Origin of the sequence: Streptomyces sp. DSM 40750 (assembly GCF_024612035.1) — a bacterium.
Lineage (GTDB): Bacteria > Actinomycetota > Actinomycetes > Streptomycetales > Streptomycetaceae > Streptomyces.
Genome location: NZ_CP102513.1, coordinates 5,378,026 through 5,404,196, shown reverse-complemented (window position 1 = coordinate 5,404,196; position 26,171 = coordinate 5,378,026). Strand labels below are relative to the sequence as shown.

23 protein-coding genes and 1 tRNA gene are annotated in these 26,171 nt (G+C 70.6%); 9 read left to right on the top strand and 15 right to left on the bottom strand.

Annotation, left to right across the window (positions count from 1 at the left end; all coding sequences use genetic code 11):
- Nucleotides 1-112 precede the first annotated feature (112 nt).
- Both rlmB and JIX55_RS24080 read left to right on the top strand, forming a co-directional pair.
- Complete coding sequence (gene rlmB / locus JIX55_RS24085) at nt 113-1,051, top strand: 23S rRNA (guanosine(2251)-2'-O)-methyltransferase RlmB (protein WP_257565392.1); 939 nt, start codon at nt 113-115, stop codon at nt 1,049-1,051.
- Between the two features lie 110 nt (nt 1,052-1,161).
- Nucleotides 1,162-2,961 (top strand): DoxX family protein, encoded by a 1,800-nt coding sequence (locus JIX55_RS24080; protein ID WP_257565391.1) that lies wholly within the window; start codon nt 1,162-1,164, stop codon nt 2,959-2,961.
- A gap of 223 nt (nt 2,962-3,184) precedes the next feature.
- Here the strand turns inward: JIX55_RS24080 and JIX55_RS24075 are convergent, their stop codons facing one another.
- From JIX55_RS24075 to JIX55_RS24060, 4 genes are all read right to left on the bottom strand, one after another.
- Complete coding sequence (locus JIX55_RS24075; protein WP_257565390.1) at nt 3,185-3,916, bottom strand: nucleotidyltransferase family protein; 732 nt, start codon at nt 3,914-3,916, stop codon at nt 3,185-3,187.
- A gap of 172 nt (nt 3,917-4,088) precedes the next feature.
- Entirely contained in the window at nt 4,089-4,538 is a 450-nt protein-coding gene (locus JIX55_RS24070; RefSeq protein ID WP_257565389.1) for a hypothetical protein, read from the bottom strand.
- Nucleotides 4,539-4,781: 243 nt separating this feature from the next.
- Nucleotides 4,782-5,918 (bottom strand): ABC transporter ATP-binding protein, encoded by a 1,137-nt coding sequence (locus tag JIX55_RS24065; RefSeq protein ID WP_257565388.1) that lies wholly within the window; start codon nt 5,916-5,918, stop codon nt 4,782-4,784.
- Nucleotides 5,919-6,292: 374 nt separating this feature from the next.
- Nucleotides 6,293-7,699, bottom strand: coding sequence for an RNA-guided endonuclease InsQ/TnpB family protein (locus tag JIX55_RS24060; protein WP_257565387.1), 1,407 nt, complete (start codon nt 7,697-7,699; stop codon nt 6,293-6,295).
- 177 nt (nt 7,700-7,876) lie between these two features.
- On the opposite strand from JIX55_RS24060, the gene JIX55_RS24055 reads away from it, so the two are divergent.
- Nucleotides 7,877-7,953: transfer RNA gene (locus JIX55_RS24055), tRNA-Thr, on the top strand.
- A gap of 177 nt (nt 7,954-8,130) precedes the next feature.
- Here the strand turns inward: JIX55_RS24055 and JIX55_RS24050 are convergent.
- The 4 genes from JIX55_RS24050 to JIX55_RS24035 form a co-directional block, all read right to left on the bottom strand.
- Complete coding sequence (locus tag JIX55_RS24050) at nt 8,131-9,018, bottom strand: aminoglycoside phosphotransferase family protein (protein WP_257565386.1); 888 nt, start codon at nt 9,016-9,018, stop codon at nt 8,131-8,133.
- A 555-nt stretch (nt 9,019-9,573) separates the two neighbouring features.
- Entirely contained in the window at nt 9,574-9,711 is a 138-nt protein-coding gene (locus JIX55_RS24045; RefSeq protein WP_257565385.1) for a hypothetical protein, read from the bottom strand.
- A complete protein-coding gene (locus tag JIX55_RS24040) occupies nt 9,708-10,679 on the bottom strand; it encodes a zinc-binding dehydrogenase (protein ID WP_257565384.1) in 972 nt (323 codons plus the stop codon). Before JIX55_RS24040 ends, JIX55_RS24045 begins: the two co-directional genes overlap by 4 nt.
- 48 nt (nt 10,680-10,727) lie before the next feature.
- On the bottom strand, nt 10,728-12,017 hold the full coding sequence (locus tag JIX55_RS24035) for an FAD-dependent oxidoreductase (RefSeq protein ID WP_257565383.1): 1,290 nt from the start codon (nt 12,015-12,017) through the stop codon (nt 10,728-10,730).
- Nucleotides 12,018-12,165: 148 nt separating this feature from the next.
- On the opposite strand from JIX55_RS24035, the gene JIX55_RS24030 reads away from it, so the two are divergent.
- Complete coding sequence (locus JIX55_RS24030; RefSeq protein ID WP_257565382.1) at nt 12,166-12,834, top strand: pentapeptide repeat-containing protein; 669 nt, start codon at nt 12,166-12,168, stop codon at nt 12,832-12,834.
- 37 nt (nt 12,835-12,871) lie between these two features.
- On the opposite strand, the gene JIX55_RS24025 is transcribed toward JIX55_RS24030, so the two are convergent.
- Nucleotides 12,872-13,372 carry a hypothetical protein gene (locus JIX55_RS24025; RefSeq protein ID WP_257565381.1) on the bottom strand — a complete coding sequence of 167 codons (501 nt, stop codon included), beginning with the start codon at nt 13,370-13,372 and terminating at the stop codon, nt 12,872-12,874.
- 7 nt (nt 13,373-13,379) lie between these two features.
- Here JIX55_RS24025 and JIX55_RS24020 point away from each other — a divergent pair, with 7 nt between their 5' ends.
- On the top strand, nt 13,380-14,993 hold the full coding sequence (locus tag JIX55_RS24020) for a M1 family metallopeptidase (protein ID WP_257565380.1): 1,614 nt from the start codon (nt 13,380-13,382) through the stop codon (nt 14,991-14,993).
- Here JIX55_RS24020 and JIX55_RS24015 read toward each other — a convergent pair.
- Both JIX55_RS24015 and JIX55_RS24010 read right to left on the bottom strand, forming a co-directional pair.
- Nucleotides 14,950-15,996, bottom strand: coding sequence for a GNAT family N-acetyltransferase (locus JIX55_RS24015; RefSeq protein WP_443046717.1), 1,047 nt, complete (start codon nt 15,994-15,996; stop codon nt 14,950-14,952). The genes JIX55_RS24020 and JIX55_RS24015 overlap by 44 nt on opposite strands.
- A 192-nt stretch (nt 15,997-16,188) precedes the next feature.
- A complete protein-coding gene (locus JIX55_RS24010; RefSeq protein ID WP_257565378.1) occupies nt 16,189-16,764 on the bottom strand; it encodes a TerD family protein in 576 nt (191 codons plus the stop codon).
- A gap of 185 nt (nt 16,765-16,949) precedes the next feature.
- Here JIX55_RS24010 and arfB point away from each other — a divergent pair, with 185 nt between their 5' ends.
- Both arfB and JIX55_RS24000 read left to right on the top strand, forming a co-directional pair.
- Nucleotides 16,950-17,378, top strand: a complete 429-nt coding sequence (gene arfB / locus JIX55_RS24005; protein ID WP_257565376.1) for an alternative ribosome rescue aminoacyl-tRNA hydrolase ArfB — start codon at nt 16,950-16,952, stop codon at nt 17,376-17,378.
- A gap of 174 nt (nt 17,379-17,552) precedes the next feature.
- A complete protein-coding gene (locus JIX55_RS24000) occupies nt 17,553-18,482 on the top strand; it encodes a sigma-70 family RNA polymerase sigma factor (RefSeq protein ID WP_257565374.1) in 930 nt (309 codons plus the stop codon).
- Nucleotides 18,483-18,592: 110 nt separating this feature from the next.
- Here JIX55_RS24000 and JIX55_RS23995 read toward each other — a convergent pair whose 3' ends face one another.
- The gene (locus JIX55_RS23995) at nt 18,593-19,075 is read right to left on the bottom strand and encodes a flavin reductase family protein (RefSeq protein WP_443046716.1); all 483 of its coding nucleotides are present in this window, start codon (nt 19,073-19,075) and stop codon (nt 18,593-18,595) included.
- A gap of 680 nt (nt 19,076-19,755) precedes the next feature.
- Between JIX55_RS23995 and cdgB the strand changes: the two genes are divergently transcribed.
- Nucleotides 19,756-21,471: a diguanylate cyclase CdgB gene (cdgB, locus tag JIX55_RS23990; protein WP_257565371.1), complete on the top strand. Its 1,716-nt coding sequence runs from the start codon at nt 19,756-19,758 to the stop codon at nt 21,469-21,471.
- Between the two features lie 235 nt (nt 21,472-21,706).
- Entirely contained in the window at nt 21,707-22,675 is a 969-nt protein-coding gene (locus JIX55_RS23985; protein WP_257565370.1) for a carbohydrate-binding protein, read from the top strand.
- Between the two features lie 10 nt (nt 22,676-22,685).
- Here the strand turns inward: JIX55_RS23985 and JIX55_RS23980 are convergent, their stop codons facing one another.
- The 3 genes from JIX55_RS23980 to JIX55_RS23970 form a co-directional block, all read right to left on the bottom strand.
- On the bottom strand, nt 22,686-23,612 hold the full coding sequence (locus JIX55_RS23980) for a 1-phosphofructokinase (protein WP_257569459.1): 927 nt from the start codon (nt 23,610-23,612) through the stop codon (nt 22,686-22,688).
- A 166-nt stretch (nt 23,613-23,778) separates the two neighbouring features.
- Nucleotides 23,779-24,996: an N-acetylglucosamine-6-phosphate deacetylase gene (gene nagA / locus JIX55_RS23975; RefSeq protein ID WP_257565369.1), complete on the bottom strand. Its 1,218-nt coding sequence runs from the start codon at nt 24,994-24,996 to the stop codon at nt 23,779-23,781.
- The gene (locus tag JIX55_RS23970; protein ID WP_257565368.1) at nt 24,996-25,973 is read right to left on the bottom strand and encodes an ROK family protein; all 978 of its coding nucleotides are present in this window, start codon (nt 25,971-25,973) and stop codon (nt 24,996-24,998) included. The genes nagA and JIX55_RS23970 overlap by 1 nt, the downstream gene beginning before the upstream one ends.
- Nucleotides 25,974-26,171 lie beyond the last annotated feature (198 nt).

Below are 26,171 nucleotides of genomic sequence, written 5' to 3'. Positions count from 1 at the left end.
GATCGATTGTGCCGCCCGGCCATCCGGGCGGCACACTGCATAGACGACACTTCACAGACGTACGCCGAAACACGCGGACGTACGTACGAACGCTTCAGGAGACGGGTAGGTCATGGCCGCTAACAACCGCCGCATGTCCGGCAAGAAGGGCGCGCAGGTCGGCAGTGGCGGCCAGCGACGCAAGGGGCTCGAGGGCAGGGGCCCGACGCCGCCCGCCGAGATGCGCAAGAAGCACAAGGCGAACCGCATCGCGAACGCCAAGGCGAAGCAGGCCGCGCGCCGCCCCGTGGCGCGCCGGGGCGGCAAGGGCACGTCCGAGATGGTCGTCGGACGCAACCCCGTCGTCGAGGCGCTGCGCGAGGGCGTGCCCGCCTCGACGCTCTACGTCCAGCAGTTCATCGACAACGACGAGCGGGTGCGTGAGGCGCTGCAACTCGCGGCCGAGCGCGGCGGCATCAACCTCATGGAGGCGCCGCGGCCCGAGCTGGACCGGATGACCAACGGGCTCAACCACCAAGGGCTCGTCCTCCAGGTCCCGCCGTACGAGTACGCGCACCCGGAGGACCTGGTGAACGCCGCGTTCGACGAGGGCGAGGACCCGCTGATCGTCGCCCTCGACGGGGTGACCGACCCGCGCAACCTCGGCGCCGTCGTCCGGTCCGTCTCCGCCTTCGGCGGCCACGGCGTCGTCGTACCCGAGCGGCGCGCGGCCGGCATGACCGCCGGCGCCTGGAAGACGTCCGCCGGCACGGCCGCCCGTACGCCCGTCGCCCGCTGCACCAACCTCACGCGCACGCTGGAGGCCTACAAGAAGGCCGGCGTCGTCGTGGTCGGCCTCGCCGCCGACGGCGAGTCCGAGATCGGCGACCTGGAGGCCCTCGACGGCCCCGTCGTCATCGTGGTCGGCAGCGAGGGCAAGGGACTGTCCCGCCTCGTCGGCGAGACCTGCGACTTCCGCGTGCGGATTCCCATGCCCGGTGGGGCCGAGTCGTTGAATGCCGGTGTCGCGGCGGGAGTTGTGTTGTACGAGGCGGCTCGGCGGCGGGCGTAAAAGGGGCCCTGACCGGGGATTCGGCGGGTTCTGGATCACCTTGACGGGGTCCGGACAGATCGGGGCGGTCAAAGCAGTGTCCTAACGACACGTCACTCGGTTAGTTGAGTGTGGACACCAGAACACCCCGCACACCCACGGGGGACCGTTCGTCGGGATTCGACTCGGGATTCGACGACGCTCCCGCGCTGAGCATGGTGAAGGTGCCGAGCGATCCGGCGCAGGTCATCGTCAACCACGCGAGCTTCCGCGTGCAGTTGGGCGCCTCCACGCGGGCGTCCCCGCGCATCGCACGGCACTTGAGCGCCAGCGACGACACCACGCGCATCCCCGTCCTGGGCACGGCGGGCCGGTCCGGCGCGCCCGCTGCCGGGCGCCGGCGCGCGCCCGTCGTCTGGAGCGGGAAGTCCGCGCCGGACGACACCGGAGCCCACCGGCTCCTCCAGGCGGTCCGCGGCGCGGGCATCGGCCGCGAGGCCCCCGACCCCCTGAGCGACACCGGCTCGACCCAGGTCATCCCACGCGTCGACGGTCCCGGCAGCGGCGGCTACGACACCGAAAGCGGGCGCTACGGCGCCGACCTGACCGTCGAGACGCCCATCGTCGGCAGCCAGCGCACCCACGGCGACCACGCCACCCCCGACGGCACCCGACTGCTGCCCGCCATGCGCGGCGTCGGCGGCGCGTACGACGAACCCCGGTACGACGAACCCCAGTACAGCGAGCCCCGGTACGACGAGCCCCGGAACGACGAATCCCGATACGACCAGGCGCGCCACGACCAGGACGCCTACGCCGACGGGGAGTTCGCCGAGTCGTACGACGACGGCGAGGACGAGCGGAACGGGCGCCGGACCGGCAACGAGCCCGTCCGGCACGCCTATTACCCCGGCCGCCGGATGAACCTGGGCGTGGTGCTGCTGCCACTGCGCGTCTTCCTAGGCTTCATCTCCATCTACGCCGGCATGGGCAAGCTCTGCGACCCGCACTACTTCGACGGCGGCAAGCGCGGCTCCATGGTGAAGTGGCTGAACACGCTGCACCCGTGGGAAGTCGCCGAGCCGATGCGGCAGTTCGCCCTCGAACACCCGGTGGGCTCGGGGCTCGTCATCGCCTTCGCCCAGGTCATCGTCGGCGTGCTGACCGTCCTCGGACTGTGGCAGCGGGTCGCCGCCGGGATCGGTGCGCTGCTGTCGGCCGCGCTGCTCGTCACCGTCAGCTGGAAGACCGTTCCCGTCTACGAGACGCCCGACATCATCTACCTCGCCGCCTGGTCCCCGCTGGTCATCGCGGGCGCGCCGGTGTACTCCGTCGACGCGCGGCTCGCCGGCAGCGCCTGGCGCAGGCTCGGACCGCGCGCCGACATCTGGGAGCTGCGACGCTATGTGCTGCGGCGGGGCGCACTCGTCACCGCGATCGCCGTCGGGGTGACGCTGCTGGCGGGGTCCATGCTCGGCGGGGCCGTGCGGGACGCCGACCGGATCGTCGTCCCCGGGCCCGGCGAGGCGCCGCGCAACGAACTGCCGGGGTCGCCGCTGCCGGGTGAGCCGACGAAGGGCCGCCAGGACAGCCAGGACAGTCCCTCCGCGTCCAACGAACCCACCGCGGGCGCCACTTCGGCGCAGCCTTCGCAGGAGGCCACGACGCCGGGGGCTACGCGGGAAACCGGGGCGGTCACCGGGGGGCAGCCGAGTCAGACGCAGGGGACGGCGGGGCAGGCGCCGCCGCAGCAGTCCTCGCCGGTTGAACAGGTGCCGAGTACTACTGCCGGGCCCAGCAGCAGCGGGGGTACCGGTGCGGGTGCGGGTGCCTCCGGCGGTACGACCGGAGGGTCGGGAGGTTCCACCGGGGGTTCGGGTGGGAGCTCTTCCGGTGGGCAGTCTGGGTTGGTGGGGGGATTGCTCGGGTAATCACCGCCGACTGCGCCGATATGCAGATGGGCCCCGCATGTGGTTTGTGCGGGGCCCATTGGTGTGTGTTCTGGCGGAGAGGGAATGAGCGGGAATGAGTGGGTCGCCCCATGGCTCGGGGGAGTTGTGGGGTGGCGGCTGCGGGCCGTTTGTGGCTGGTCGCGCGGTTCCCCGCGCCCCTGGAAAGACCGGCGGCTGCCTGGCGGCCTGATGGCCCAGCGCCCTAACGGCCAAGCGCCGCCAACTCCTTCGCCGCCTCCGTCAGGTCCTTCGCCGTGTCGATTGCCCGCCAGTACGCGCCCTGGGGGATCGGGAAGCCTGCCAGGCGGCGTTCTCGGGCCAGGCGGGGGAAGGTGGTGCGTTCGTGGTCGCCCCGCTCGGGGAGGAGGCCGGTGAACTCGGGGGAGAAGACGTAGACGCCGGCGTTGATCTCGTACGTGGTCGGCGGGGCCTCGATGAAGTCGGTGACGCGGCCGAAGCCGTCCGTCTTCACGGCGCCCCAGGGGATGCGGGGGCGGGCCAGGGCGAGGGTGGCGAGGGCGTCGCGTTCGGTGTGGAAGTCCGCCATGTCGCGGAGCGAGAAGCGGGTCCAGATGTCGCCGTTGGTGGCGTACCAGGGGCGGTCGGGGTGGGGCAGGTGGGAGGCGGCGTACTTGAGGCCTCCGCCTCGGCCGAGGGGTTCCGTCTCGACGACCGTGGTGACGCGGACCGGCAGGTCGGCCGAGTCCAGCCACTTCTCCAGGACGTCGGCGAGGTGGCCGCAGGAGACGACCACGTCGGTCACGCCCTCCTCGGCGAGCCAGCCGAGCTGATGGCCGATGATGGGGGTGCCCGTGCCGGGAATCTCGACCATGGGCTTGGGCCGGTCATCGGTGTACGGGCGCAGCCGGGAGCCCTGGCCACCGGCGAGGATCACGGCTTGAACGGGGCGCGACGCGGCGTTCGGATCGGTCATGACCGAACTGTACGTGGCGCCCCGTTCGCGGGAGCACGGCCCTGGGATCGGTATACGGAGAGGAAACGGGTCGGTATACGGGGGGTGCGAGCCCTGGAGCCCTGGGGGTCCTTCGGAGCCGCCGGGCTCCTCTACGGCCTTGTGGGGCCTTCAGCGGTGCCCTGCGCGGCCCTCAGCTGTACTGGGCGGCCACTCCTGTCGCGAAGGCCGTGTCGCAGACCGGGCGGGCGTACGACTGGGCGCGGGTGGGGCCGTAGGCGCGGACCGCGGCGCGGCCGAGGGCGCGGGCGATGGAGGTGCAGTGCTTCGCCAGCGAGGGGCGGCCGTTCACGGCCTGCTGGAGGTGGGTGAGGGCGACCCCCGGGTTCTCCTCCTGGAGCTCCACGAGGAGCTTGTCGCGCAGCACCTCGTGCGGGGCTCGGGTCTTGGCGCGCGGGGAGACCTCCGAGGCGGCGAGCACCGACTCGGCGGGGTCGGAGCCCGACCAGTTGACCCGGGTGACCGCGAGGGTGCCGGAGAGGACCAGGACGACGGGCAGGACCAGGGCGAGGGAGCGGCCGATCCGGCGGGCGGGGCCGCGGCCGCGCCGCGTCCGTTGCGTGTAGGTGTGGGTGTGCTTCACGCGAGAGAGGGTAGCGTGCGGTAGTGATATGGCGACATTGAGTCACCGATATGGGGGACGTTGAAGCGCCGTTTTCTGGGTAGGGGGTTGACGAACACTGGTCGAAATAAACCGATTTGCCGAGGTAGTGGGCGGTAATGAAGAAGGCCCCGCAGATGTTTGCGGGGCCTTCTTCGTCAACCTGGGTGATTTATCCCGGGTCGGTGGTTTCGCGAACGGTCGCGTCGACGGACGCGCTCCGGCTCAGTCGGAGAGGCGCTCGCCCGTGGAGGTCGAGAACACGTGGTTCTCGCCCGGACGCGGCACGACGTGCAGCGTCGCGCCCTTCTCCGGGACCTGGCGACCGTTGACGCGGACCACGAGGTCCTTGGTCTCGCCGCCGACCTCGGCGGTGCCGTAGACGTAACCGTCGGCGCCGAGCTCCTCGACGACGTTGACGGTGACGGCGAGGCCGGCCGGGGCGTCGTCGGCGTCCTTCGACAGGGAGGAGGCGACGGCACCGTCGTGCTCGACGATGTCGAAGTGCTCGGGACGGACACCGACGGTGACCGTGGTGTCACCCTTGTCGGAGGCGGCCTTGAGGGCCTCACGGTTGACCGGGACGACGCTGTTGCCGAACTTCACGCCGCCGTCGGTGATCGGGACCTCGACCAGGTTCATGGCCGGGGAGCCGATGAAGCCGGCGACGAAGAGGTTGGCCGGGCGGTCGTACATGTTGCGCGGGGTGTCGACCTGCTGGAGCAGACCGTCCTTGAGGACCGCCACACGGTCGCCCATCGTCATGGCCTCGACCTGGTCGTGGGTGACGTAGACGGTGGTGATGCCGAGGCGGCGCTGCAGGGACGCGATCTGCGTACGGGTCGAGACACGGAGCTTGGCGTCGAGGTTCGACAGCGGCTCGTCCATGAGGAAGACCTGGGGCTCACGCACGATGGCACGGCCCATGGCGACTCGCTGGCGCTGACCACCGGAGAGGGCCTTCGGCTTGCGGTCCAGGTACTCGGTGAGGTCGAGGATCTTCGCGGCCTCTTCGACCTTCTGCCGGATCTCCGCCTTGTTGACGCCGGCGATCTTGAGCGCGAAGCCCATGTTGTCGGCGACGGACATGTGCGGGTAGAGCGCGTAGTTCTGGAACACCATGGCGATGTCCCGGTCCTTCGGCGGCAGGTGCGTGACGTCGCGGTCACCGATGCGGATGGCTCCGCCGTTGACGTCCTCGAGCCCCGCGAGCATGCGGAGCGAGGTGGACTTGCCGCAACCGGACGGGCCGACCAGAACGAGGAACTCGCCGTCCTCGATCTCGATTTCGAGCGCGTCTACGGCGGGCTTCGTGGAACCCGGGTAGATCCGGGTCGCCTTGTCGAACGAGACTGTGGCCATGGGTCGTAGGCCCCCTTCACCGGCAGGAACGTGCCGGACGATCCGTTGTAAAGGTGGTGATCCACCGCGGGCGATGCCGGTGGTGTAGTCCACGGGAGTGGATTGGGTCAGGACGGTACCTTCCGTTCACCGGGTCTGTCAGTACCTGGGGCTCTGTGAACTTCGTGGAAATTTTCGAAGGGCAGAGCAGCTGACTTTTGACCTCGCCTCGACGATGGCAGAGCATTCCCCTTCCAGCCCTGCCCTGGGCTTCCTGCTTCACCGCACACTGCCGCCACACACGCAACCCTGACGAGTTGCGTACGAGCGGTCTTACACGCGCTCCACAGGCATTCCGGCCGACGGCCCATCGGTCCGTAACGCACCGGCCACTCCTACGCGGCCAGCAAACACTCCGCAAGTGTCGATGCCTTGATCACAGACGGCATCGCCTTTCCCTGCGGCAAGCCGGCCCTCACCAGCCAATAGAGCCGCATCCCCTCATCCCGGAGGTTCACAGCCGCGTTCACGTCTCGATCGTGGCCTGCCCCGCACTCGGCGCAGATCCACTCCCGCACCGAGACGTCCATCCTCGGCCCCTTCGCCTGACACGCCGAACACTGCCGTGTCGAGGGGAAGAAACGGTCGACGATCACCAGCGTCCGGCCGTACCACTCGCACTTGTAGCGCAACTGCCGCAGCAGCTCACCCCATCCCGCGTCGATGATCGCCTCATTCAGCTTCGCCTTCCGCCGACGGCCCTTGCCGCGTGCCGGACGAAGCAGGGTCAGGATGGACAGGTCCTCCACCACGAGCACTTGGTTCTCGCGCACGAGGCGGGTTGTGAACTTGTCCAACATGTCCTTGCGTACGTCACTGATGAGCGCGTAGACGCGGGCGATCTTCTGCCTGATCTTGTTCCGGTTTTTGGATCCCTTCACCTTCTTGTGCAGCTCGCGCTGGAGCCGCGCCAGTTTCTCCGCGTACCGCTTCAACAGGCGTGGATGGTCGAGCTTCGTCCCGTTGTCGAGAGTGACCAGAGATGCCAGTCCCAGATCCAGTCCCACTGCCTTCGGCTCCTGTGTGTCCGGTAGGAAGGCGGTGGGTAGCGGCGCGATCCGCTCCTCCACGAGCGCGGCCACGAAGTACCGTCCGGCCCGGTCACGCGTCACCGACAGTCGGACCGGATCCACTCCGGCAGGCAGCGCCCGCGACCAGCGAATGTCCAGCGGCTCGGACTGCTTGGCAAGCGTGATCAGCCCTGTCCCCGGGTCCTCCGGGTCCTCGACCCACCTGAAGCCCGTACGCACGTAGGTAGCCGAATCCCTCGACCGCCCCTTCTTCTTCCGCTCGGGGTACTTCGCCTGACCTTGGAAGAAGCGAGTGAACGCCTGGTCGAGATGGCGCAGAGACTGCTGGAGCACGGTCGACGACACATCCTTGAGCCACGCCGTCTCCTCGACCTGCTTCCAGCCGGTCAGTGCCCGGCACGTCTCCGCGAACCCCACATTCACTCTGTGCCGCTCCCATGCCCCTGACCGCAGGGCCAGGCCCTCGTTGTAGACCCACCGGCAGGCGCCGAAGGTCCTCTCCAACTGCTCGGCCTGTTCGACGGTCGGATAGAAGCGGAACCGGTAGAGCCGGTGGTGGGTGTCGGGCTCCTTGGCGTGTCCCTTCATAGGAGTCGCCTTGCGTGAGTGGTGCTTGCGGCGACCGCCGATGCCGAGGGCCTCGCGCTTGATGCGCTTGGCCTCCTCGCCCCTCACCGCTTTCGGCTTGGCCTTTTCCGCCAACTCCCCCATGAACCCCTCCCCGACGATCCGATCTTCAGAACAGCACGTCAGATCGATCAACGAACGGGTGCACGGATGGTTACGCGCGGTTGCTGGAATCGTGTGGCGTGGAGAACTTCGTGGTTTGGGGAAACCTGCTCTGTGTACAGTGGAGCAGCCTTCGCGTACGGCGTTGTTGTGCGCGATGCCTCCTTAGCTCAGCTGGTCAGAGCGCCGCTCTTGTAAAGCGAAGGTCGTCGGTTCGAATCCGACAGGGGGCTCCACTGGAACCCCAGGTCAGAACTCTTCTGACCTGGGGTTTCTGCGTTCAGCGGATACCGCCGACGACCCTGTGGGGGCTTCACGGCGGTCTCCGGTCTCTTCGCGGCAGGTCTACGGCTGGCTCGTTGAGGATCGTCCGCCGGTGTGTCGGCTTGTAGGGCTGCCTCTGGCGGGATCCTTCACCGCAGGCGGCGGGCGATTTCCAGGTCGTCGGGCTGGAGGGGGCGGCCTTCCTCGATGTCCCAGATGGCGTTCTGGAGGAGGCGGCCGAAGGTCCAGGCGCGGGCTCGGGCGCGGTCCAGGGCGAGGACGTCGGTCATCGCGTCGAAGCGCCAGCGGACCTCGGTGGGGTCGAAGCGGTTGTCGAGGGCCGGCCAGAGTTCGAAGGCGGGGTCGCCGGCGAGGGGCTTGGGGTCGATGGCGAGCCAGGGGGCGCGGTCGCCGCCGAGGACGTTGTCGAAGTGCAGGTCCCAGTGGAGGAGGCGGTCGCCGGGTTCGGTGACGACCTCGCCCACCGCTGCCGCGCAGTCCGCGATCAGGCGGCGGTCGGATGCGTCGGGGATGCGGGCCAGGACGGGTGGGGTGCGGTGCAGCATGTCGGCCGCGATGTCGGTCAGGCGGCGCATGGTCGGCGGGGCCGGTACGGCGGTCAGGTGGGCGAGCAGGCGGGCGATGACCAGGACGGCCTCGCGGGTGTCCGGCTGGTGGGACAGCATCCGGGCCGGGTCGAGGCGTTCGAGCAGCATGGTGCCCGTTTCGTCGTCGTACCGCAGGAGCCGTACGGCCCCGTCGCCGTCCCAGACGCGCAGGGCGACCGGTTCGCCCTCGCTCTCGGCGTCGAGGATCTGGAGCTTGAGGACCGCCGGGGTGCCGTCGGCTGTGTGGATCACTGGGAGGACCAGGGCGCACATGCCGTGCATGGGGCGGCCGTCGAGGCGTAGTCCCCAGCGGTCCAGGAAGTCGGCCGCCAGGTCGGGGAGGGATGCGGCGAAGGCCCGGCCCTCCTCGTCGAAGAACATCTCCAGGGTGGCGGCCAGTTCCTCCGGGACCGAGATGGCATCGCTCATGCGGGCGACCCTACGCGCGCGCTTTCCCCGTTTTCTTTGGATTTTCGGGCCGGCGGCGGGTTGTGCGCTGCGCCACGACATCCGAACACGACATCCGAAGGAGACAGGTCCGGGTGGGCGGGCTTTGGCTTGCGTTCATGAGAAGCGGGGGCGCGAATGTCGGCACCGTCAATGGCGCCGTCCGGACCTTCTGAACGCGTCGCCCTTCGATGGTGTCGTGCGGGACGCGCGGGCAGACCGTGCCGGACGCCTTCGCGATGTCGGTCGCCGCGGCCTTGGGGACCGTCCCGTGGTGCGGACAGCCCTTGTACGGATTTTCGCGCCCGCGGGGCGTCACCGCGGGGGAACGGTCGACTCCTCCTGAGGTCCCAGTCGCCCGACCGGCCATGTGCCATGCGGCGTTGTCCGGCAGGCCGACGCGGCGTTGTCCGGCAGGCCGACGATTTCCGCCCGGGACGACCGAAGTGTCCGTCAGGCGACGAGGTAGGCCTTCGGGCGATGCCGTGGTCAATCCTCACTGTCGGGCGAGGGCGTGCTTCGGGGTCTTCGCCGTGATCAGGGTCGCCGCGATGGTGCCCGCGAGGAGGAGGTGCCCGGGGCCCACCAGAGGGCGATGGTGTAGCCGTGGACGACGCTCTCGCGGTCGGGCGTGTCGGTGAGGTCGTGGCCGGGCCGTGCGGCAGGTGACGTCACGGCTCCAGTACCACCTTTCCGGTTGTGCCGCGGTTCTCCAGGGCGCGGTGGGCGGCGGCGGCCTCGGCGAGGGGGAAGCGGTGGACGGACGGGGTGAGGCGGCCGGTCGCGGCCTCGGTGAGGGCGCGGAGTTCGAGGGTGCGGATGGGGTCGGGGCCGCCCGCCCGGCGCCTCATCTCCTCGCCCAGGACCGTCTCGGAGACGCCTTCGACGATGTACGGTTCGCCGTTCTTGATGCCCTCCGCCGACCAGCCGAAGACGAGGTGTTTGCCGCCGGGGGCGAGGAGGGCGACGGACTCCCGTGCCACTGGCCCGCCGACTCCGTCGAAGACGACCGTTGCCTTGCCCCGGTACGCGGCGACCTTCTCCGGCCATGCCGGGTCCGTGTAGTCGACGGCGAGGTCGGCGCCGTTCGCCGCCACCCGGGCCGTCTTCTCGGGCCCGCCGGCGAGACCGACGACCGTGGCGCCCGCGTTCTTGGCGTACTGCACGAGGAGGGTGCCGAGGCCGCCGGCCGCGGCCGGGACCACGGCCACGTCGTCCGGGCCCAGTTGGGCGAAGAGGAGGATTCCCATCGCCGTACGGCCTGTGCCGATCATCGCCACGGCCTCGGCGTGGTCGAGGTTCTCCGGTATCTCGTGCAGCCGTTCGACCTCCGTGACCGCCAACTCGGCGTATCCGCCGGGCACGAAGCCGAGATGGGCGGTGACCCGCTTGCCGAGCCAGAGCTCGGGGACGTCCTCGCCGAGCGCCTCGACGACTCCGGCGACCTCCCGGCCGGGGATCGTGGGCAGTTCCGGTGCCGGTCCGGGCCCCGGACGGCCCTCGCGGATGGCCGCGTCCAGCAGATGTACGCCCGCCGCGGCGACGGCGATACGCACCTGCCCCGGGCCGGGCTCGGGGTCCGCGACCTTCTCGTAGGTGAGGTTCTCGGCCGGGCCGAAGGCGTGGAGACGGATGGCGTGCATGGAGGGCTCCCCCTTGGTGAATTCGTTCGGTGGGCCCAGTCTCCAACCTCAAGCTTGCTTGAGGTCAAGGGTGTTCTTCGACCTCCTGCCCAGTGCCAGTGAGACGGCCGCGAGGGCGCTGTTGAACGACACCTCCGAGAGCACGCCCGGCGCCGCGACCTGGTCGCCCGCGAGGTAGACGCCGTCGCCCCGGTCCACGGCCGGGCGGTCGCGCCAGCTGGTGCCGGGGAGATCGACCGCGCCCGTACGGCCGTTCGCGGTCGCCTCGCGCCGCCAGGTGGTCCGGTCCCGCCAGTCGGGGAAGGCCAGGTCCAGCAGGTGCTCGGCCCGGGCGACGCCGTCGGCCCGCGACTCGTGCGGCCCGATCGGGAACTGTCCCTGGAGCAGTTGCTCGCCCGCCGGGGCGAGCGTGCGGTCCTGGGCGGTGAACCGTTCGATCCAGCCGGGCGCGTCCAGGTCGGAGACCGCGAAGGCGTCGCCGCGGCGGGTGCGGAGGGCGAGGTCGACGAGTGCCGTGCGGCCGCTCGGCCAGGTCAGCGAGTCGTCCCCGAGCAGGCGGCGGGCGGCGTCGAGGGAGGTGGCGACAATGACTGGTCCCATGCCGGAGTCGGAGCCGGAGCCGTGGAGGTCGTCGAGGCTGTCCACCCGGCTGAGGGTCTCCATCCGTACGCCGAGGTTCCAGGCGCGGGCCGCCATCCGGTCGATGACGCTCGCCCAGCCGCCGCGCGGGTAGTGCGCCTCCGGGGGCAACTTCGTGGCCCGGCGCAGCCGTTCCTGAACGAACGCGGCGGACAGTGAGCCCGGGTCGTGGTGGAACAGTGCCACCGCCGAGTAGTTGGCGGCGGCACGCGCGGCCTCCTCGCCCGCCTGTTCGGTCGCCCAGGTGAGGAAGTCGACGTCGATGGGGGCCTGTTGGCTCGTACGGCGTGGGCGGAGGAGCTTGAGCATCCCGAACGGCGGGGTCCGGCGCAGGGCGCCCCGGTGGTGCAGGCGCAGTCGGGCGGCCTCCAGGGGCGGGAGGGGCGCGAGCGGCCCGATCAGGTCCCGTTGGCCGAGCCAGGTCCAGTGCGGGCCGCCGTTGTACAGCGCGTGTGGCCCCTCGTTCGTCCGGTACGGCCCTTCCGCGGTCCGTGCCCGGCCGCCGAGCGTGTGGTGCGCCTCGTGGACGGTGACCTTCGCGCCCGCCTCCGCGGCGGTGATCGCCGCGGTGAGCCCGGCGAAACCGCCGCCGATGACGGTGAGGGGGACGGGGGTGCGGGTGGGGGCGGAGGCGGCGCGGGTTCGGGGGCCGGTGCGTGTACGGGCGGAGGGGCGGTGCGTGGCTGGAGCGCGGTGCATGGCTGGGCTCCCTCGGGTCGGTGTGGCCTGTCCGCGAGTACGACAGGTCGAGGGCGCCGGAATGTGACATCGGGCTGTCGATGGGGGTTTCACCGGTTCGTTTCCGCAGGTCAGACGGATTGTCGGTGGTGGGGTGCAGGATGGGGGCATGGTGAGGGCGAGGTCGGTGGTGAAGACGGCGCGGCGGCCGGAGGTGCGGTTGCCGGTGCTGGAGGCGTACACGGGCGGGGAGCTGGAGCCCGACGGGGACTACGACGGGCTGGAGTTCCGGGACGAGGACTTCGTCGGGCAGGACGGCGGGGGCGCCCGTTTCATGGACTGCGCGTTGACGGGCTGCGCGCTGGACGAGACGCGGCTGCACCGCGCCCGTTTCCTCGACTCCGTCCTCACGGGGATACGGGGCGTCGGCACGAATCTGGCCGAGGCGACGTTGCGTGACGTGGAGCTGGTCGACGCGCGCCTCGGCGGGATGCAGCTGCATGGCGCCGTGCTGGAGCGGGTCGTCGTCCGCGGCGGCAAGATCGACTATCTCAACCTGCGTGAGGCCCGGCTCAGGGACGTCGTCTTCGAGGACTGCGTGCTCGTCGAGCCGGATTTCGGGGGTGCGCGGTTGGAGCGGGTCGCGTTGGTGGGATGCGCGTTGAAGGGGGCCGATCTGAGCGGGGTGACCTTGGTCGACGTGGACCTGCGGGAGGCCGCGTCGGTGGAGATCGCCCGGGGGGTGGATCGGTTGTCCGGGGCGGTGATCAGTACGGCTCAGTTGATGGATCTGGCGCCGGTGCTGGCGGGGGAGATGGGGATTCGGGTGGAGGGGTGACGGGGTCGTTGTTGCCGGGGTCGCGGGGCGAGGAGCCCTAGGGGAGCCTGGGGAAGCGGGCCTGGAGGGTCCAGATCGCGGGGTTCTCGTCGAGGTCGTCGTGCAGATCGCACAGGTCGGCGACGAGGTCGTGCAGGAAGTCCCTCGCTTCCTTGCGGAGCTCGGCGTGGGAGAAGGTCAGCGGCGGCTCCTCCGCCGGCATCCAGTCCGCCTCGACGTCCACCCATCCGAAGCGGCGCTCGAAGAGCATGCGGTCGGTCGACTCGGTGAAGTCGAGCTCCGCGTGCTGGGGCCGGGAGGCGCGGGAGCCCGCCGGGTCCTGGTCCAGCTGTTCGACGATGTCGCAGAGCGCCCACGCGAAGTCCAGCACCGGCACCCATCCCCAGGCTGTGGACAGCTCCCGGTCCGCCTTGGTGTCGGCGAGGTAGACGTCACCGCAGAAGAGGTCGTGCCGCAGGGCGTAGACGTCCGCGCGGCGGTAGTCGGTCTGCGGTGGATCGGGGAAGCGGTTGGAGAGGGCGTAGCCGATGTCGAGCACGTAGGCGATGGTGTCATGTCCTCATAGGATCTCCGACGTGTCCCGATCCGTACCGGTTGTCCCGGCCGCCCTGCTCACCGTCGCGCTGGCATTCACCCTCACCTCGTGCACCGGGGGCGGCGGCGCCGCCGATCGCGGCGGCGAGACCGAGGGCCTCCGGGGCTCCGCCGGCCTACGGGACCCGTACTTCCCGAAGCTCGGCAACGGCGGGTACGACGTCACGCACTACGACCTCACGCTCACGTACGAACCCCCGTCCGACGCCGACGCCGACACCGAGTCCGAGACCAGCGCCGGTGCCGAGGCGGATGCCGATGCCGAGGCGGTCGGCCACCTGCGCGGTACCGCCGTCGTCACCGCACGGGCGACACGCGCCCTCGACGCCTTCAACCTCGACCTCAAGGGGCTGGACGTCGAGTCGGTCACCGTCGAGGGCAGGGCGGCGCGGTGGAAACGGGCGGGGCAGGAACTCACCGTCACACCCGGGCAGGGGCTCGACAAGGGAGAGACGTTCCGTACGACGGTGCGTTACTCGGGCACCCCGGAGACGATCACCGACCCGGACGGCTCCCGGGAGGGCTGGCTGCCGACGGCCGACGGGGCCCTCGCGCTCGGCGAACCGACGGGTTCGATGACATGGTTCCCCGGCAACCACCACCCCTCCGACAAGGCGGCATACGACCTCACGGTCACCGTCCCCGAGGGCCTGCGGGCCGTCTCCAACGGGGAGTTGGCGAGCGAGTCCACCAAGAACGGCCGTACGACGTACGTCTGGCACACCGCCGAGCCGATGGCGAGCTATGTGGCCACGATCGCGATCGGCACGTACGAGATCCGCCGCTCGACGGTGGGCGAGGAACCGGGCAAGAAGGCGGGCGAGGAGGCGGCCGGGGGCGGACTTCCGGTGTACGTCGCCGTCGACCCGGCGCAGGCCGAGGACGGCCGCGAGGTCCTCGGCCGTATCCCGGAGGTCGTGGAGTGGGCTGAGCTGAACTTCGGCCCGTACCCCTTCTCCTCCACCGGTGCGATCGTCGACCGACCGGGGGACGTCGCGTACGCCCTGGAGACCCAGAACCGCCCCGTCTTCCCCGGCGCCCCCGACATCTCGCTCCTCGTCCACGAACTGGCGCACCAGTGGTACGGCAACTCCGTCACCCCGAAGACCTGGCGCGACATGTGGCTCAACGAGGGCTTCGCCACGTACGCCGAGTGGCTGTGGCAGGAGGATCACGGCGGCGACACCGCCCAGGAGATCTTCGACGCGCTGTACGAGGGCGACTACTACGAGGACGCCGCCTCGAACGAGGCCGTCTGGGACTTCCCGCCGGCGAAGCCCCCGAGCGCCGCCCGTATCTCCGACAGTCCGGTGTACGAGCGGGGCGCCATGGTCCTGCACAAGATCCGTGAGGCCATCGGGGACGACGCCTTCTTCGGCCTCCTCCAGGGCTGGGCCACCGCTCACCGCCACGGGAACGCGGATACGGCCGACTTCACCGCGTACGCCGAGAAGTACGCGAAGAAGACGGCCCCCGACGCCGACCTGACCCCGGTGTGGGAGGACTGGCTGTACGGGGAGGTCAAGCCGCAGGGTTCCCCGACCCCGACCCCTCGAATTCCGTGAGCAGTTGGGGCAGCGCGGGCGGCCATACGGCCTCCTCCGCCTCGGTGAGTTCCTGGCGGGTCCACCAGCGCCAGGCCAGGATGCCCTCCTCGGCGCGTGCGGCGGCGAGGAGACCGCCGACCGGTTCGCGGCGTGGGCCCCGGGTCACGTAGATGTGGTCGTGCTGGCGGACGGGGATGTCGGCGCGGGTGAAGTCATGCTCCCAGTCGCAGAGGAAGGCGCCGGGCTCCAGGTCCGTCCAGCCCGTCTCCTCGCGCAGCTCCCGCAGGGCGCCCTCGCGCGGTGTCTCGTCCGCCTCCAGGCCGCCGCCGGGCAGGGCCCAGTGCACGCCCACCTCGTCGTTGACGTACTGGAAGAGGAAGACGGCACCCTCCGGGTCGAGTACGGCGACACGTGCGGCCCGGCGCGGCGTACGCAGCGTCTTGCGCAACACCGCGCAGGGGCGCCCCAGTTGGCGGTCCCGCCGATGCTCGATGACCTCGTAGCCGAGGGATGTCCAGAAGGCGAGGGCGCCGGGGTTGTTGTCGAGGACGGCGAGCCGTACGGCGGTACGCCCCGCCTGCCGGAACCGTTCCTCGACGAGCGCCGCCAACTGCCGCCCGTACCCCCGCCGTTGAGCTCCGGCGTCGATGAGCATCAGCCCGATCCACGGGTCGGGATCGGCGGGGTCGGGATGCCGCGCGAGGGTGATGGCGGCTCCGACGAGCGGCCGGTTGCCGTTGCCGCCGCAGTCCTTACCTGCGTCGATGTCCCCGCCACCTGCGTTGATGTCCCCGCCGGCGTCGGCGCCGTCTTCGCGCGCGAGCAGGACCTCCACGTCCCGGTTGGCCAACTCCACCGCCAGGGCCGCGTTCACCTGCTCGGGGCGGATGTCGTTCGCGTCCGGGAAGTCACCGCTCAGGGCGTAGAAGTCGCGGTTGGAGGCGTGCAGGGCCGTGACTTCGGCGAGAAGGGGGCCGGGGATGGCCCCGTCCTCGGCCGTGCGGAGGGTTTCGAGCTGCAGCATGTCCGCACGCTATCGACTGCCGCTGACACCACGGCCGCCGTGCGGTTCGAACCAGACGTGCTTGCCGAGGCGAAGCCCGAGGTGGCGTGCCCTGCCGTCCGGGCGGACGGGCGGGTCGGGAGGACGGGACACATCAAGCCCCCGGCCGCACGCGTGTGGCCGGGGGCTTGAGCGGGAACTCTGTGGGACTCAGACGTTGACGCCGAAGTCCTGGGCGATGCCGACGAGGCCCGAGGCGTAGCCCTGGCCGACGGCGCGGAACTTCCACTCGGCGCCGTTGCGGTACAGCTCGCCGAAGACCATGGCGGTCTCGGTGGCGGCGTCCTCGGAGAGGTCGTAGCGGGCGAGCTCGGCGCCGCCGGCCTGGTTGATGATGCGGATGTAGGCGTTGCGGACCTGGCCGAAGTTCTGCGAGCGGTTCTCCGCGTCGTAGATGGAGACCGGGAAGACGATCTTGTCGATGTCTGCCGGGAGGCCCGCCAGGTTGACGTTGATCGCCTCGTCGTCGCCCGCGCCCTCACCCGTGCGGTTGTCGCCGGTGTGGACGATGGTCTGGTCCGGGGTCTGCTTGTTGTTGAAGAAGACGAAGTGGCCGTCCGAGTAAACCTTGCCCTGCGTGTTGACCGCGATCGCGGAGGCGTCGAGGTCGAAGTCCGTGCCGGTGGTGGTGCGGACGTCCCAGCCGAGCCCCACGGTGACGGCGGTCAGGCCCGGAGCCTCCTTGGTAAGCGAGACGTTGCCACCCTTGGACAGGCTTACAGCCATGGTTGGGAGTCCTTCCCTCGTTGCGTACGTGCCTTACGGGCTTCGTGCCGGGGACGAAGCTACCTGTACCCCTATGAACGTAGGGAGGGGCGCCAGAGGTTCCAGCGGTTTTTACTTTCTTTACTCGGGGCCGGACGCGGAAAAAGGGCGTGACGTGGACCGGACATTCGCGCGACCATGGGGGCATGTCCGGTCCCTACGTCATCCGTGGCTCCGTCTCGCTTCCCGAGGCCGAGCTCATGTGGCGTTTCTCCCGGTCCTCCGGTCCCGGCGGACAGCATGTCAACACCAGCGACTCGCAGGTCGAGCTGCGGTTCGACCTCGCGAGCACCGAGGCGCTGCCCGAGGTGTGGAAGGCGCGGGCGCTGGAGCGGCTCGCCGCCCGGCTCGTCGACGGGGTCGTCAGTGTGCGGGCCTCCGAGCACCGTTCCCAGTGGCGAAACCGGGAGACCGCCGCCGTACGTCTCGCCGCGTTGCTCGCGGAGGCGACCGCGCCGCCGCCCAAGCCGCGGCGGGCGACCCGGATCCCGAGGGGGATCAACGAACGGCGGCTGCGGGAGAAGAAGCAGCGGTCCGACACCAAGCGGGGGCGGACGGGGCGCGACTGGGGGTGAGGCCCTTGGCCCGCCCGACGGTTTCGTCGCAGCGGTTCGGCCCCCGTGGTTTGTCACAGCGGCTGCTCAGCGGCTGCTCAGCGGCTGGCCAGTGGCTGGCCAGTGGTTTGTCACATCGGTGGGGCGTGACGCGTCAAGGGAGTGATGACGTGTCACGACGACGGGGAGCCCTCGATGAGCGACAGCCAGGACCGTGAAGACCGGGAAGTCCTTGCTCGGCAGTTCGAATCGCACCGGCCTCAGCTGCGGGCCGTCGCCTACCGCATGCTCGGGTCCCTCGCGGAGGCGGACGACGCCGTGCAGGAGGCCTGGCTGAAGTTGAGCCGGGTGGACGCGGGTGACGTGCGCAATCTCGGTGGCTGGCTCACGACCGTGGTCGGGCGGGTCTGCCTCGACATGTTGCGTACGCGTCGGTCGCGTGGTGAGGAGCTGTTGGACGGGCCGTTCGGGGCGGGTGGCGGCGTGGATGGCCTCAGCGGTGGTGCCGGGCTGCGGATGCCCGAGCCCGTCGTCAGTCCCGTGAGTGGGGTCGACCCTGAGCAGGAGGCGTTGCTCGCCGATTCCGTGGGGCTCGCGTTGCTCGTCGTACTGGAGACCTTGGGGCCCGCCGAACGGCTCGCCTTCGTGCTGCACGATCTCTTCGGCGTCCCCTTCGACGACATCGGGCCCATCGTCGGCCGTACGTCCGCCGCGGCGCGGCAGCTCGCCAGTCGTGCGCGGCGGCGGGTGCGGGGTGGGGCGCCGGTGCCGGACGCGGATGTCGAGCGGCAGCGGGAGGTCGTCGACGCGTTTCTCGGGGCGGCGCGGGAGGGGGACTTCGAGGGGCTGGTCGCCGTTCTCGCGCCGGATGTGGTGGCTCGGTCCGCCGCCGGGGTGATTCGGGGGGCGGTGGCGGTGGCCTCGCAGGCCCGGATGTACGGGCACCTCGCAGGGGTTGCTCGGTATGCGCTGGTGAACGGGGCGGTGGGGCTCGTCGTGGTGCGGGACGGGAGGGTGGACCGGGTGTTGGCGTTCACGGTGGTGGAGGGGCGGATCGCGGCGATTGACGCGGTGACCGAGGAGGAGCGGTTGGGGGCGTTGGATGTGACGGTGCTCGGGGGGTGACGTCGAGGGGGTTTCCCGTCCCCGTCCCCGTTGCCCCTGCCCGTCCCCGTCACCCCTACCTCTACCCCTTCCCCGTGCCACTGAAGGGGCGGAGCCCCGTTCAGGGTCCCTCAGCCCAACTGCCTGTACCGGCCCCGGAAATACGTCAGCGGGCCCCCCTCCGCCCCCGGCACCCTCGCGGCCAGGACCCGGCCGATCACCAGCGTGTGGTCGCCGGCGGGCACGCGTTGTTCGGTGCGGCATTCGAGGGTGGTGAGGGCGTCGGAGATCAGGGGGGCTCCGGTGGCCTCGCCGTGGGTGTACGGGATGTCCGCGAAGAGGAGGCGGTCGCTCACTCGGCCCTTCATGGCGAAGCGGCCGGCGATGGTGCGCTGGTGCTCGGAGAGGACGGAGACGGCCCACAGGGGCTGTTCGGCGAGGAGGTCGTCCATGCGGGAGCCCTCGCGGAGGCCGACCAGGACGAGGGGCGGGTCGAGGGACACGGACATGAAGGACGTGGCCGTCATGCCGGCGTCCTCGCCGCGCGGTCCCTCCGGATCCAGCGCCGGCTCGTGCGCGGTCACCAGGACCACACCCGCCGCCAGCCGGGACATCGCGGCACGGAACTCGTCTTCGCTCACCCCCTCAGCATGCCCGCCGCCGACGGGGCCGGGGGCGCCCGGGGTGCTTTCGGCAGCCGCAGACGAATTTGCGAGAGGAACGGCGGAGGGATTCGGGAGGGACACTTCGGCGGGCATCTCTGCCAGAGGCGAGCGCGGGGTCACCGGCGGAGCTGAGGGTGGAGTCTTCGGCACGCCCGCACGCTAATCCCCGGCGACCGCCCACCACATCGGCCCAGGGCCCGACCACCACCCGGACCTACGACCTACACCACCCGGACCTACGACCTAGGACGACGACCACCGGACCTGTGGCCAGGGCGATCACCTGCGATCACCGCACCGGCGCGTCGGGCCCGCCCGCCCCCGCCGGCCGCCTCGCCGGGCCCGCTCAAACCCCGCGCACAATGCCTACACAGAGTTCTGAATTCTGTTCAATAAGCGCGCGTGGGAAACGCATAAACTCCACTCAATTGCTCATCTTCTGTTGTGACTTGAGTCACAGGAGCCATATTTTGTTGACCCTGTGTACCGAGTGGGCTTCGCGCTGTGATTCAGTGGCGGGGACGCTGCAAGCTGTAAGCGGGAACTGTAAGCGGAGTAAGCCCGCCGGTTACGCAGGTTATAACGACCCTGGAGCCTGGAGCTGCCACGAGATCTCGGGGGGAGGGCGCATGGAAACCGAGTCGGAGCCTTACGTCCGTCTGACGACGCTGCGGCAGCTGCACCAGGTGATGGCGGACATGAACACCGCACGCAGCCTGGCCGACACGCTGCAGACCGTCGCCGACGGTGTGGTCAACGGCCTCGGGTACGAGCTGGCCTGCGTGAACCTCGTCCGCCCCGACGGCGACCTGGTCGTCGCCGCCCTCGCCGGGAACTCCGCGGCCGAGGCCCTGATCACCGGCCGCGTCGGCTCCCGCGCCTCCTGGGACCGTCGGCTGACCATGGGCGAGTCCTGGGGTGACCTGCGGTTCATACCGCACACCGAGGGCTGGGTCCTGGACGAGGACGACGTGCCGCAGTGGTACACCGACGGGCCCGCGCCCCGCTTCGAGGACGAGTGGCATCCCTCTGACCGGCTCTTCGCGCCCATGTACACACCGGGCGCCGGTGGCGCCTCCTGCGGTGAGCTGCTGGGTGTCATTTCCGTGGACCGGCCGCGAAACGGTCGGCGACCGGGCGCATGGGGACGGGAAGCGCTCCAGATGTACGCCTTCCAGGCCGCCATCGCGATCAGTAACGCGCGCCTTCGCGCAAACATGCAACGTGCACTGGTCAGGCTCGAAAGGGAGCAGCAGGCGCTGCGCGCCAGCGAGGAATCCTTCCGCCAGGCCTTCGAGTACGCCCCCTCCGGCATGGCCATCGCCGAGATGGGCGGTGATCAGCACGGTCGGATCCTCCGGACCAACGACGCGCTGTGCCGGCTGCTGGGGCGGCCCGCCTCCGCCATGCGGCGCTATTCGTTCTCCGATCTTGTCCACCCCGAGGACATAGGCACCCTCCTGCGGACCTCCGCCGAGGGCGGGCGCGCGGAGCTGCGGCTGGGGCGGCGCGACGGGACGTACGTGTGGGTGTCGCTGCGCAACAGCGTGGTCGCGGACGCCGCCGACGGGCCCCGCTTTCTGCTCACCCACGTCGAGGACATCGAGGAGCGCAAGCGGCGCGAGCTCCAGCTCGCGCACCGGGCCTCGCACGACGCGCTCACCGGGCTGCCGAACTCCGCCGAGCTGCGCTCGCGCCTCTCCGCCCGGATCTGCCAGCGCCCCCAGTCCCTCCCGGCCGACGCGGCCGCCGACTCGATGAACGCGGCCTTCGGGGAGCAGGGGGAGTACGGCGTCGGCGAGCAGGCGGCGCGGCTTCCGCATCCGTCGTTCGACGCGTACGAGGCCGCTGGGCACGTCTTCGACTTCCACGCGGCCGGTGGGCCGTACGACGCCTTCGATCATCATGTGCACACCGTCGCGCCCGAGGGCGAGCGGGACGACGGGACCAAGGGGCTCGCGGTGCTCTTCTGCGACCTCGACGGGTTCAAGTCGATCAACGACCGGTTCGGGCACAACGCGGGCGACGCCGTCCTCATCGAGGTGGCCCGGCGGCTCAGCCGGGGCGTGCGGGACGGCGACACCGTGGCGCGGCTCGGCGGGGACGAGTTCGTCGTCCTCGCCGACGGCCTCGGCCGCGCGGATGCCCAGGACCTCGCCGTACGCCTCCGCAACGAGATCATTCAGCCGATCAGGGTGGACGGCCGCGCGATGCGTGTCGGCGCCAGTTTCGGCATCGGATGGGCGCACTGCGGGATGACGGCGGACGAGGTGTTGAAATCAGCTGACGAGCGGATGTACGTCGAGAAACGATCTCGTCCCAGGCAACATCGGAGGGCCGGATAGCGGCCCGGAACGAAACCGCGGACGGCCGGAGTGACGCCCATGACAGTCGGAGAGAAGCCCAGGTCAGAGGCTGTTCACGGCTGGAAAGCGCCTGGTGGGCGGTGCGTCGGCGGGACGATGAGGTCTGAGTCACCTGTTTGGGCCAGCGCGAGCGGGTAGGCTCGCTCTCCTACACCCCCACGCAACAACCCGCCACCCGTACGCGTATGTACCGCACCGCTGAGGAGACCTAGGGATGACGCCCGGCAACAACGGCGCGAGCACGCCCGAGGACGACGACCCGTTCGGCTACCTCTACGCCGACGGGCAGGCCCGAGGAGCCCAGCCGCCCACCGCGAGCTACGGCTACCCGAACGCGGTCAACCGGGCGCGACCGGTCGGAGAACGCCAGTACGGGCAGCAGACCCAGCAGGCCCCGCAGGCCCCCACCGCGCAGTACGGGCAGGTCCCGCACCAGCAGGCGTACGGCCAGCCGAACGCGCACTACCAGGCCCCCGAGAGCCTCCCCGGCGGCGCCCCGGCGACCCGCCAGCAGGGGTACGGCAACGGCGGGGGCGGCGGCCGCGGCCGTGGCCCCAACACCAAGGGCCTCCTCATCGGCGCGATCGCGGTCGTGGCCGCCGTCGTGATCGGCATCGGCGTCGCCATGCTCAGCGACAAGGACTCCGAGAACACCTCCGGCAACGACACCGGCGCCTCCACCAGCCCCACCGCCGAGAAGAGCACCGAGCCCAGCCCGTCGGCCAGCAAGTCGAAGGACGCGGACTCCGCCGAACTCCCCAAGGCCGAGGCCAAGACGCTCCTCCTCGGCGGCACCGCGGCCATCGCCTCCGACATCCCCGGCGCCAAGTCGGACGGGGGCTTCTACGTCGGCAACTTCAACTCGGTCGGTTCGTCGGTGACGTGGAAGGCCGACGACGTGCCGAAGGGCGCTACCTACCGGCTGTACGTCGTCTACGGCGTGCCCGGCAAGAACGCCAACGCCACGCTCACGGTCAACGGCACAGTCCAGAGTCGCCCGCTGAACCTCGAGAACTTCGCGAAGGGCCCGGAGGGCGACTACGAGAAGGGCTGGACGTACACCTGGGCGGCCGTCCAGCTCAACAAGGGCACGAACGAGATCAAGATCTCCTGCGAGCAGAGCAACTCCTGCGACGTCAATATCGACCAGCTGTACCTGACGAACAAGGACGAGGAAGGCTGAGAGCCTTCGCTCAGGCCGCCGTGACCTCCCCCGTCACCGCCACCTGCCCCACCATCTCCTCGTACGCCTGACGGTCGAACTCGCCCGCCACCGGGGCCAGTACGGTCGCCGCCGAGAGGGCGGTGGCGCGGGCGAGGCGGTCCGGCCAGGGGAGGCGGTCGACAAGGCCCGACAGTAGGCCCGCGACCACGGAGTCGCCCGCACCGGTCGGGTTGCCCCGGAAGCGGCGCGGCGGGACGGCGCGCCAGTGACCCTCGGGGGTGTGGGCGAGGAGGCCGTCGGGGCCGAGGGACGCCACGACCGACTGCGCGCCCCGGCGGCGGGCGTCGCGGGTGGCCCGGATGGGCTCGTGGGAGCCCGTGAGTTCGGCCAGTTCGTCGGCGTTCGGCTTCACCAGGTCCGGGCGGGCCGCCACACCGCGACGCAACGGCTCGCCGCTCGTGTCGAGGAGGACCGGCACGGAGAAGGTGCGGGCCGTACGGATCAGACCCGCGTACGCGCCCACCGGCACCCCCGGTGGCAGGCTGCCGCACAGGGCCACCACCGAGGCGGAGCGCAGCAGAACGGCGTATGCCTCCTGGAAGGCGGACCACTCGGCGGGGGCGATGAGCGGGCCCGGTTCGTTGAGCTGCGTCGTGTCGCCGCTCGCGTCGGCCACGGCGATCGTCCGGCGGGTCGCGCCCTCGACCGGGACCAGCGCGTCCACGACACCCGGTGTGCGCGTGAGCTGGTCCTGGACGGCGCGGCCGGTCGCGCCGCCGGCGAAACCGGTGACCGTCACCTCGTGGCCGAGCGCCGCGAGCACCCGGGCCACGTTCAGGCCCTTGCCGCCGGGCCGTTCGGTCACATCGGTCACCCGGTGCGTGGCGTGAGGACTGAGGCCCCGTACGCGATAGGTGATGTCGAGAGCGGTGTTCAGCGTGACCGTGAGGATCACCTGGCCTACCCCCTTGAGTCTCGACTGCGCGCGTTCGGTCGTCATTGACCAGGATGCGATCGGCGGAAGCTGTTGCGGAGGCTCGATCATGCCAAAAGAGCGGCGGTCGGCCCAGTCCTCCGGGCCAACCGCCGCATTGCTCACCACCTGCCAACAACCGGACCGATCAGGTCAGTTGAGGATCCTTCACCCACTCGCCCTTCCGCAGTACGCCCTTGAGGTCGAAGTCCGCGTCGAGGAGTACGAGGTCGGCGTCCTTGCCCGGTTCGAGGGAGCCCACGCGGTCGTAGAGGCCGAGGAGCTTCGCCGGGTTGGCGGAGAGGGCGGCGACGGCGTCCTCGACCGGGATGCGGTCGAGGGTGACGGCGCGTTTGAAGGCGCGGTCCTGGGTGAGGGTCGAGCCCGCGATGGAGCCGCCCTCGACCAGACGGGCCACACCGTCCACGACCTCGACCGCCTGTGGGCCGAGCGAGTAGAGGCCGTCGCCGAAGCCGGCCGCGTCCATGGCGTCGGTGATGAACGCGACCCGGTCGGCGCCCGCGTGACGGAACGCCAGCTGGAGGGAGGCCGGGTGCAGATGCGTACCGTCGTTGATCAGCTCGACCGTGATCCGCTCGTCCTCCAGCAGCGCCGCGATCGGGCCGGGCTCGCGGTGGCCTAGCGGGGGCATCGCGTTGAACAGGTGGGTCGCCACGGTCGCGCCCGCGTCGATGGCCTGAACCGTCTGTTCGTACGTCGCGTCCGTGTGGCCGATCGCCGCGATGACGCCGTGTTCGGCGAGGAGGCGTACGGAGTCGAGGCCGCCGGGGAGTTCGGTGGCCAGCGTGACCATGGCCGCCCTGCCGCGCGCCGCGTCGATCAGTTTGCGGACGTCCGCCGGGTCGGGGTCGCGGAGGAGTTCCTCGGTGTGCGCGCCCTTGCGGCAGGGGGAGATGAACGGGCCCTCGAAGTGGATGCCGGCGACGTCGCCCTGTTCGGCGAGTTCGGAGAGGAGGCCGGCGCGGTGGGCGAGGCCGTCCATGTCGCCGGTGACGGTGGAGGCGACGAGGGTGGTGGTGCCGTGGAGGCGGTGGGTGCGGATGCCGTGGAGTACGTCGTCGACGGTGCCGGAGGTGAAGGAGGCTCCGCCTCCGCCGTGGTTGTGGATGTCGATGAAGCCGGGGACCACCCAGTGGTCGCGGACGTCGATGGTGTGGGCGTTCTCGGGGGCGTTCGCGGTGATTTTGGTGCCGTCGATGATCACTCGGCCGTTTTTCACTGTGCCGGTGGGGAGGACGACGTTGGCGCCTTCGAGGACGTAGGGGTGTGCTTTGTGTGGCGGCTGCGGGTGCGTGGGGGCTGGCCGCGCGGTTCCCCGCGCCCCTTGAGCGGCGCTGTCGGACATCAGGTGCGTACCTCCGAAGGGTCCGTGGGGTTGATGAGGTCCCAGGCCATGAGGCCGGCGCCCAGGGAGCCTGCGGTGTCGCCGAGGGTGGCTGGGACGATGGCCGGCACCTTCTGGAAGGTGACGCGGTGGCGGATGGCGGTGCGCAGGGGGATGAACAGGGTGTCACCGGCCTCGGCGAGGCCGCCGCCGATGATGAGGGTGCGGGGGTCCAACAGGGTGAGGGCAGTGACCAAGCCGTCGGCGAGGGCGTCGACGGCTTGCTGCCAGACGGCGCCGGCGCGGGGGTCGCCCGACTCGACGGCCTTGGCGCAGTCCGCCGCGTCGGCCCCGGGGTCGCCGGAGGCCTCCGCCCAGGCCTGGCTGACGGCCGCCGCGGAGGCGAACCGTTCCAGACAGCCGTGCTGGCCGCAGGGACACGGGGTGCCACCGGGCCGTACGACGATGTGGCCGATCTCGCCCGCGAAGCCGTGGGCGCCCGCCTCCACCCGGCCGTCGACGCCGATCGCGCCGGCGATCCCGGTGCCGAGTGCCACGAAGAGGAAGCGGTCCGCGCCCCGGCCCGCGCCCACGCGCCCCTCGGCGAGCCCGCCGGTGCGCACGTCGTGGCCGAGGGCGACCGGGATGCCGCCGAGGCGCTCGGCGAGCAGCGCGCGCAGCGGGACGTCGCGCCAGCCGAGGTTGGCGGCGTAGACGGCTATGCCCTGGTCGGAGTCGACGATGCCGGGGACGGCGACCCCGGCGGCGGCCGCGGGCTCGCCGAAGTGCCGCTCGCCGTAGGCGCGCAGCTCGGCGGCGAAGTCGAGGATGGACGCGACGACGGCGTCCGGTCCGCGCTCGCGCTCGGTGGCGAGCCGCGCCTGGTGCAGCAGCACGGGGGGCCCGGGGGGTGTCCCCGCGGAAGGCGCGGTGTCCGCCCCGACCAGTGCGGCCTTCATCCCGGTGCCGCCCACATCGAGGGCGATGACATGTCTCACGGAGGACAGTGTGACCCTTCGACCCGCGAGAGGTCTAGTCCACTTACGTGGTATAGACCTTATGGGCCAGGGTGGTGTAGACCTTATGGAGAAGTTCGAGAAGTTGAGAGATTGACAGCTTTGGGTGCAGGCCCTGTGATCCAGGCTGTTGTGTGCGGGGCACGTGCGACAGGTTGGGGCAGTACGAGTGCGACAGTG

Excerpts from the sequence above, each read along its gene's own strand:
- JIX55_RS24065 (WP_257565388.1), bottom strand. The coding sequence starts at position 5,918 with ATGGCCACAGTCTCGTTCGACAAGGCGACCCGGATCTACCCGGGTTCC.
- JIX55_RS24020 (WP_257565380.1), top strand. The coding sequence starts at position 13,380 with ATGGTGTCATGTCCTCATAGGATCTCCGACGTGTCCCGATCCGTACCG.
- JIX55_RS24000 (WP_257565374.1), top strand. The coding sequence starts at position 17,553 with ATGAGCGACAGCCAGGACCGTGAAGACCGGGAAGTCCTTGCTCGGCAG.
- JIX55_RS24075 (WP_257565390.1), bottom strand. The coding sequence starts at position 3,916 with ATGACCGATCCGAACGCCGCGTCGCGCCCCGTTCAAGCCGTGATCCTC.
- nagA (WP_257565369.1), bottom strand. The coding sequence starts at position 24,996 with ATGTCCGACAGCGCCGCTCAAGGGGCGCGGGGAACCGCGCGGCCAGCC.
- JIX55_RS24010 (WP_257565378.1), bottom strand. The coding sequence starts at position 16,764 with ATGGCTGTAAGCCTGTCCAAGGGTGGCAACGTCTCGCTTACCAAGGAG.
- JIX55_RS24060 (WP_257565387.1), bottom strand. The coding sequence starts at position 7,699 with ATGGGGGAGTTGGCGGAAAAGGCCAAGCCGAAAGCGGTGAGGGGCGAG.
- JIX55_RS24040 (WP_257565384.1), bottom strand. The coding sequence starts at position 10,679 with ATGCACGCCATCCGTCTCCACGCCTTCGGCCCGGCCGAGAACCTCACC.
- JIX55_RS23985 (WP_257565370.1), top strand. The coding sequence starts at position 21,707 with ATGACGCCCGGCAACAACGGCGCGAGCACGCCCGAGGACGACGACCCG.
- JIX55_RS24050 (WP_257565386.1), bottom strand. The coding sequence starts at position 9,018 with ATGAGCGATGCCATCTCGGTCCCGGAGGAACTGGCCGCCACCCTGGAG.
- JIX55_RS24035 (WP_257565383.1), bottom strand. The coding sequence starts at position 12,017 with ATGCACCGCGCTCCAGCCACGCACCGCCCCTCCGCCCGTACACGCACC.
- JIX55_RS23995 (WP_443046716.1), bottom strand. The coding sequence starts at position 19,075 with ATGTCCCGGCTGGCGGCGGGTGTGGTCCTGGTGACCGCGCACGAGCCG.
- rlmB (WP_257565392.1), top strand. The coding sequence starts at position 113 with ATGGCCGCTAACAACCGCCGCATGTCCGGCAAGAAGGGCGCGCAGGTC.
- JIX55_RS24030 (WP_257565382.1), top strand. The coding sequence starts at position 12,166 with ATGGTGAGGGCGAGGTCGGTGGTGAAGACGGCGCGGCGGCCGGAGGTG.
- cdgB (WP_257565371.1), top strand. The coding sequence starts at position 19,756 with ATGGAAACCGAGTCGGAGCCTTACGTCCGTCTGACGACGCTGCGGCAG.
- arfB (WP_257565376.1), top strand. The coding sequence starts at position 16,950 with ATGTCCGGTCCCTACGTCATCCGTGGCTCCGTCTCGCTTCCCGAGGCC.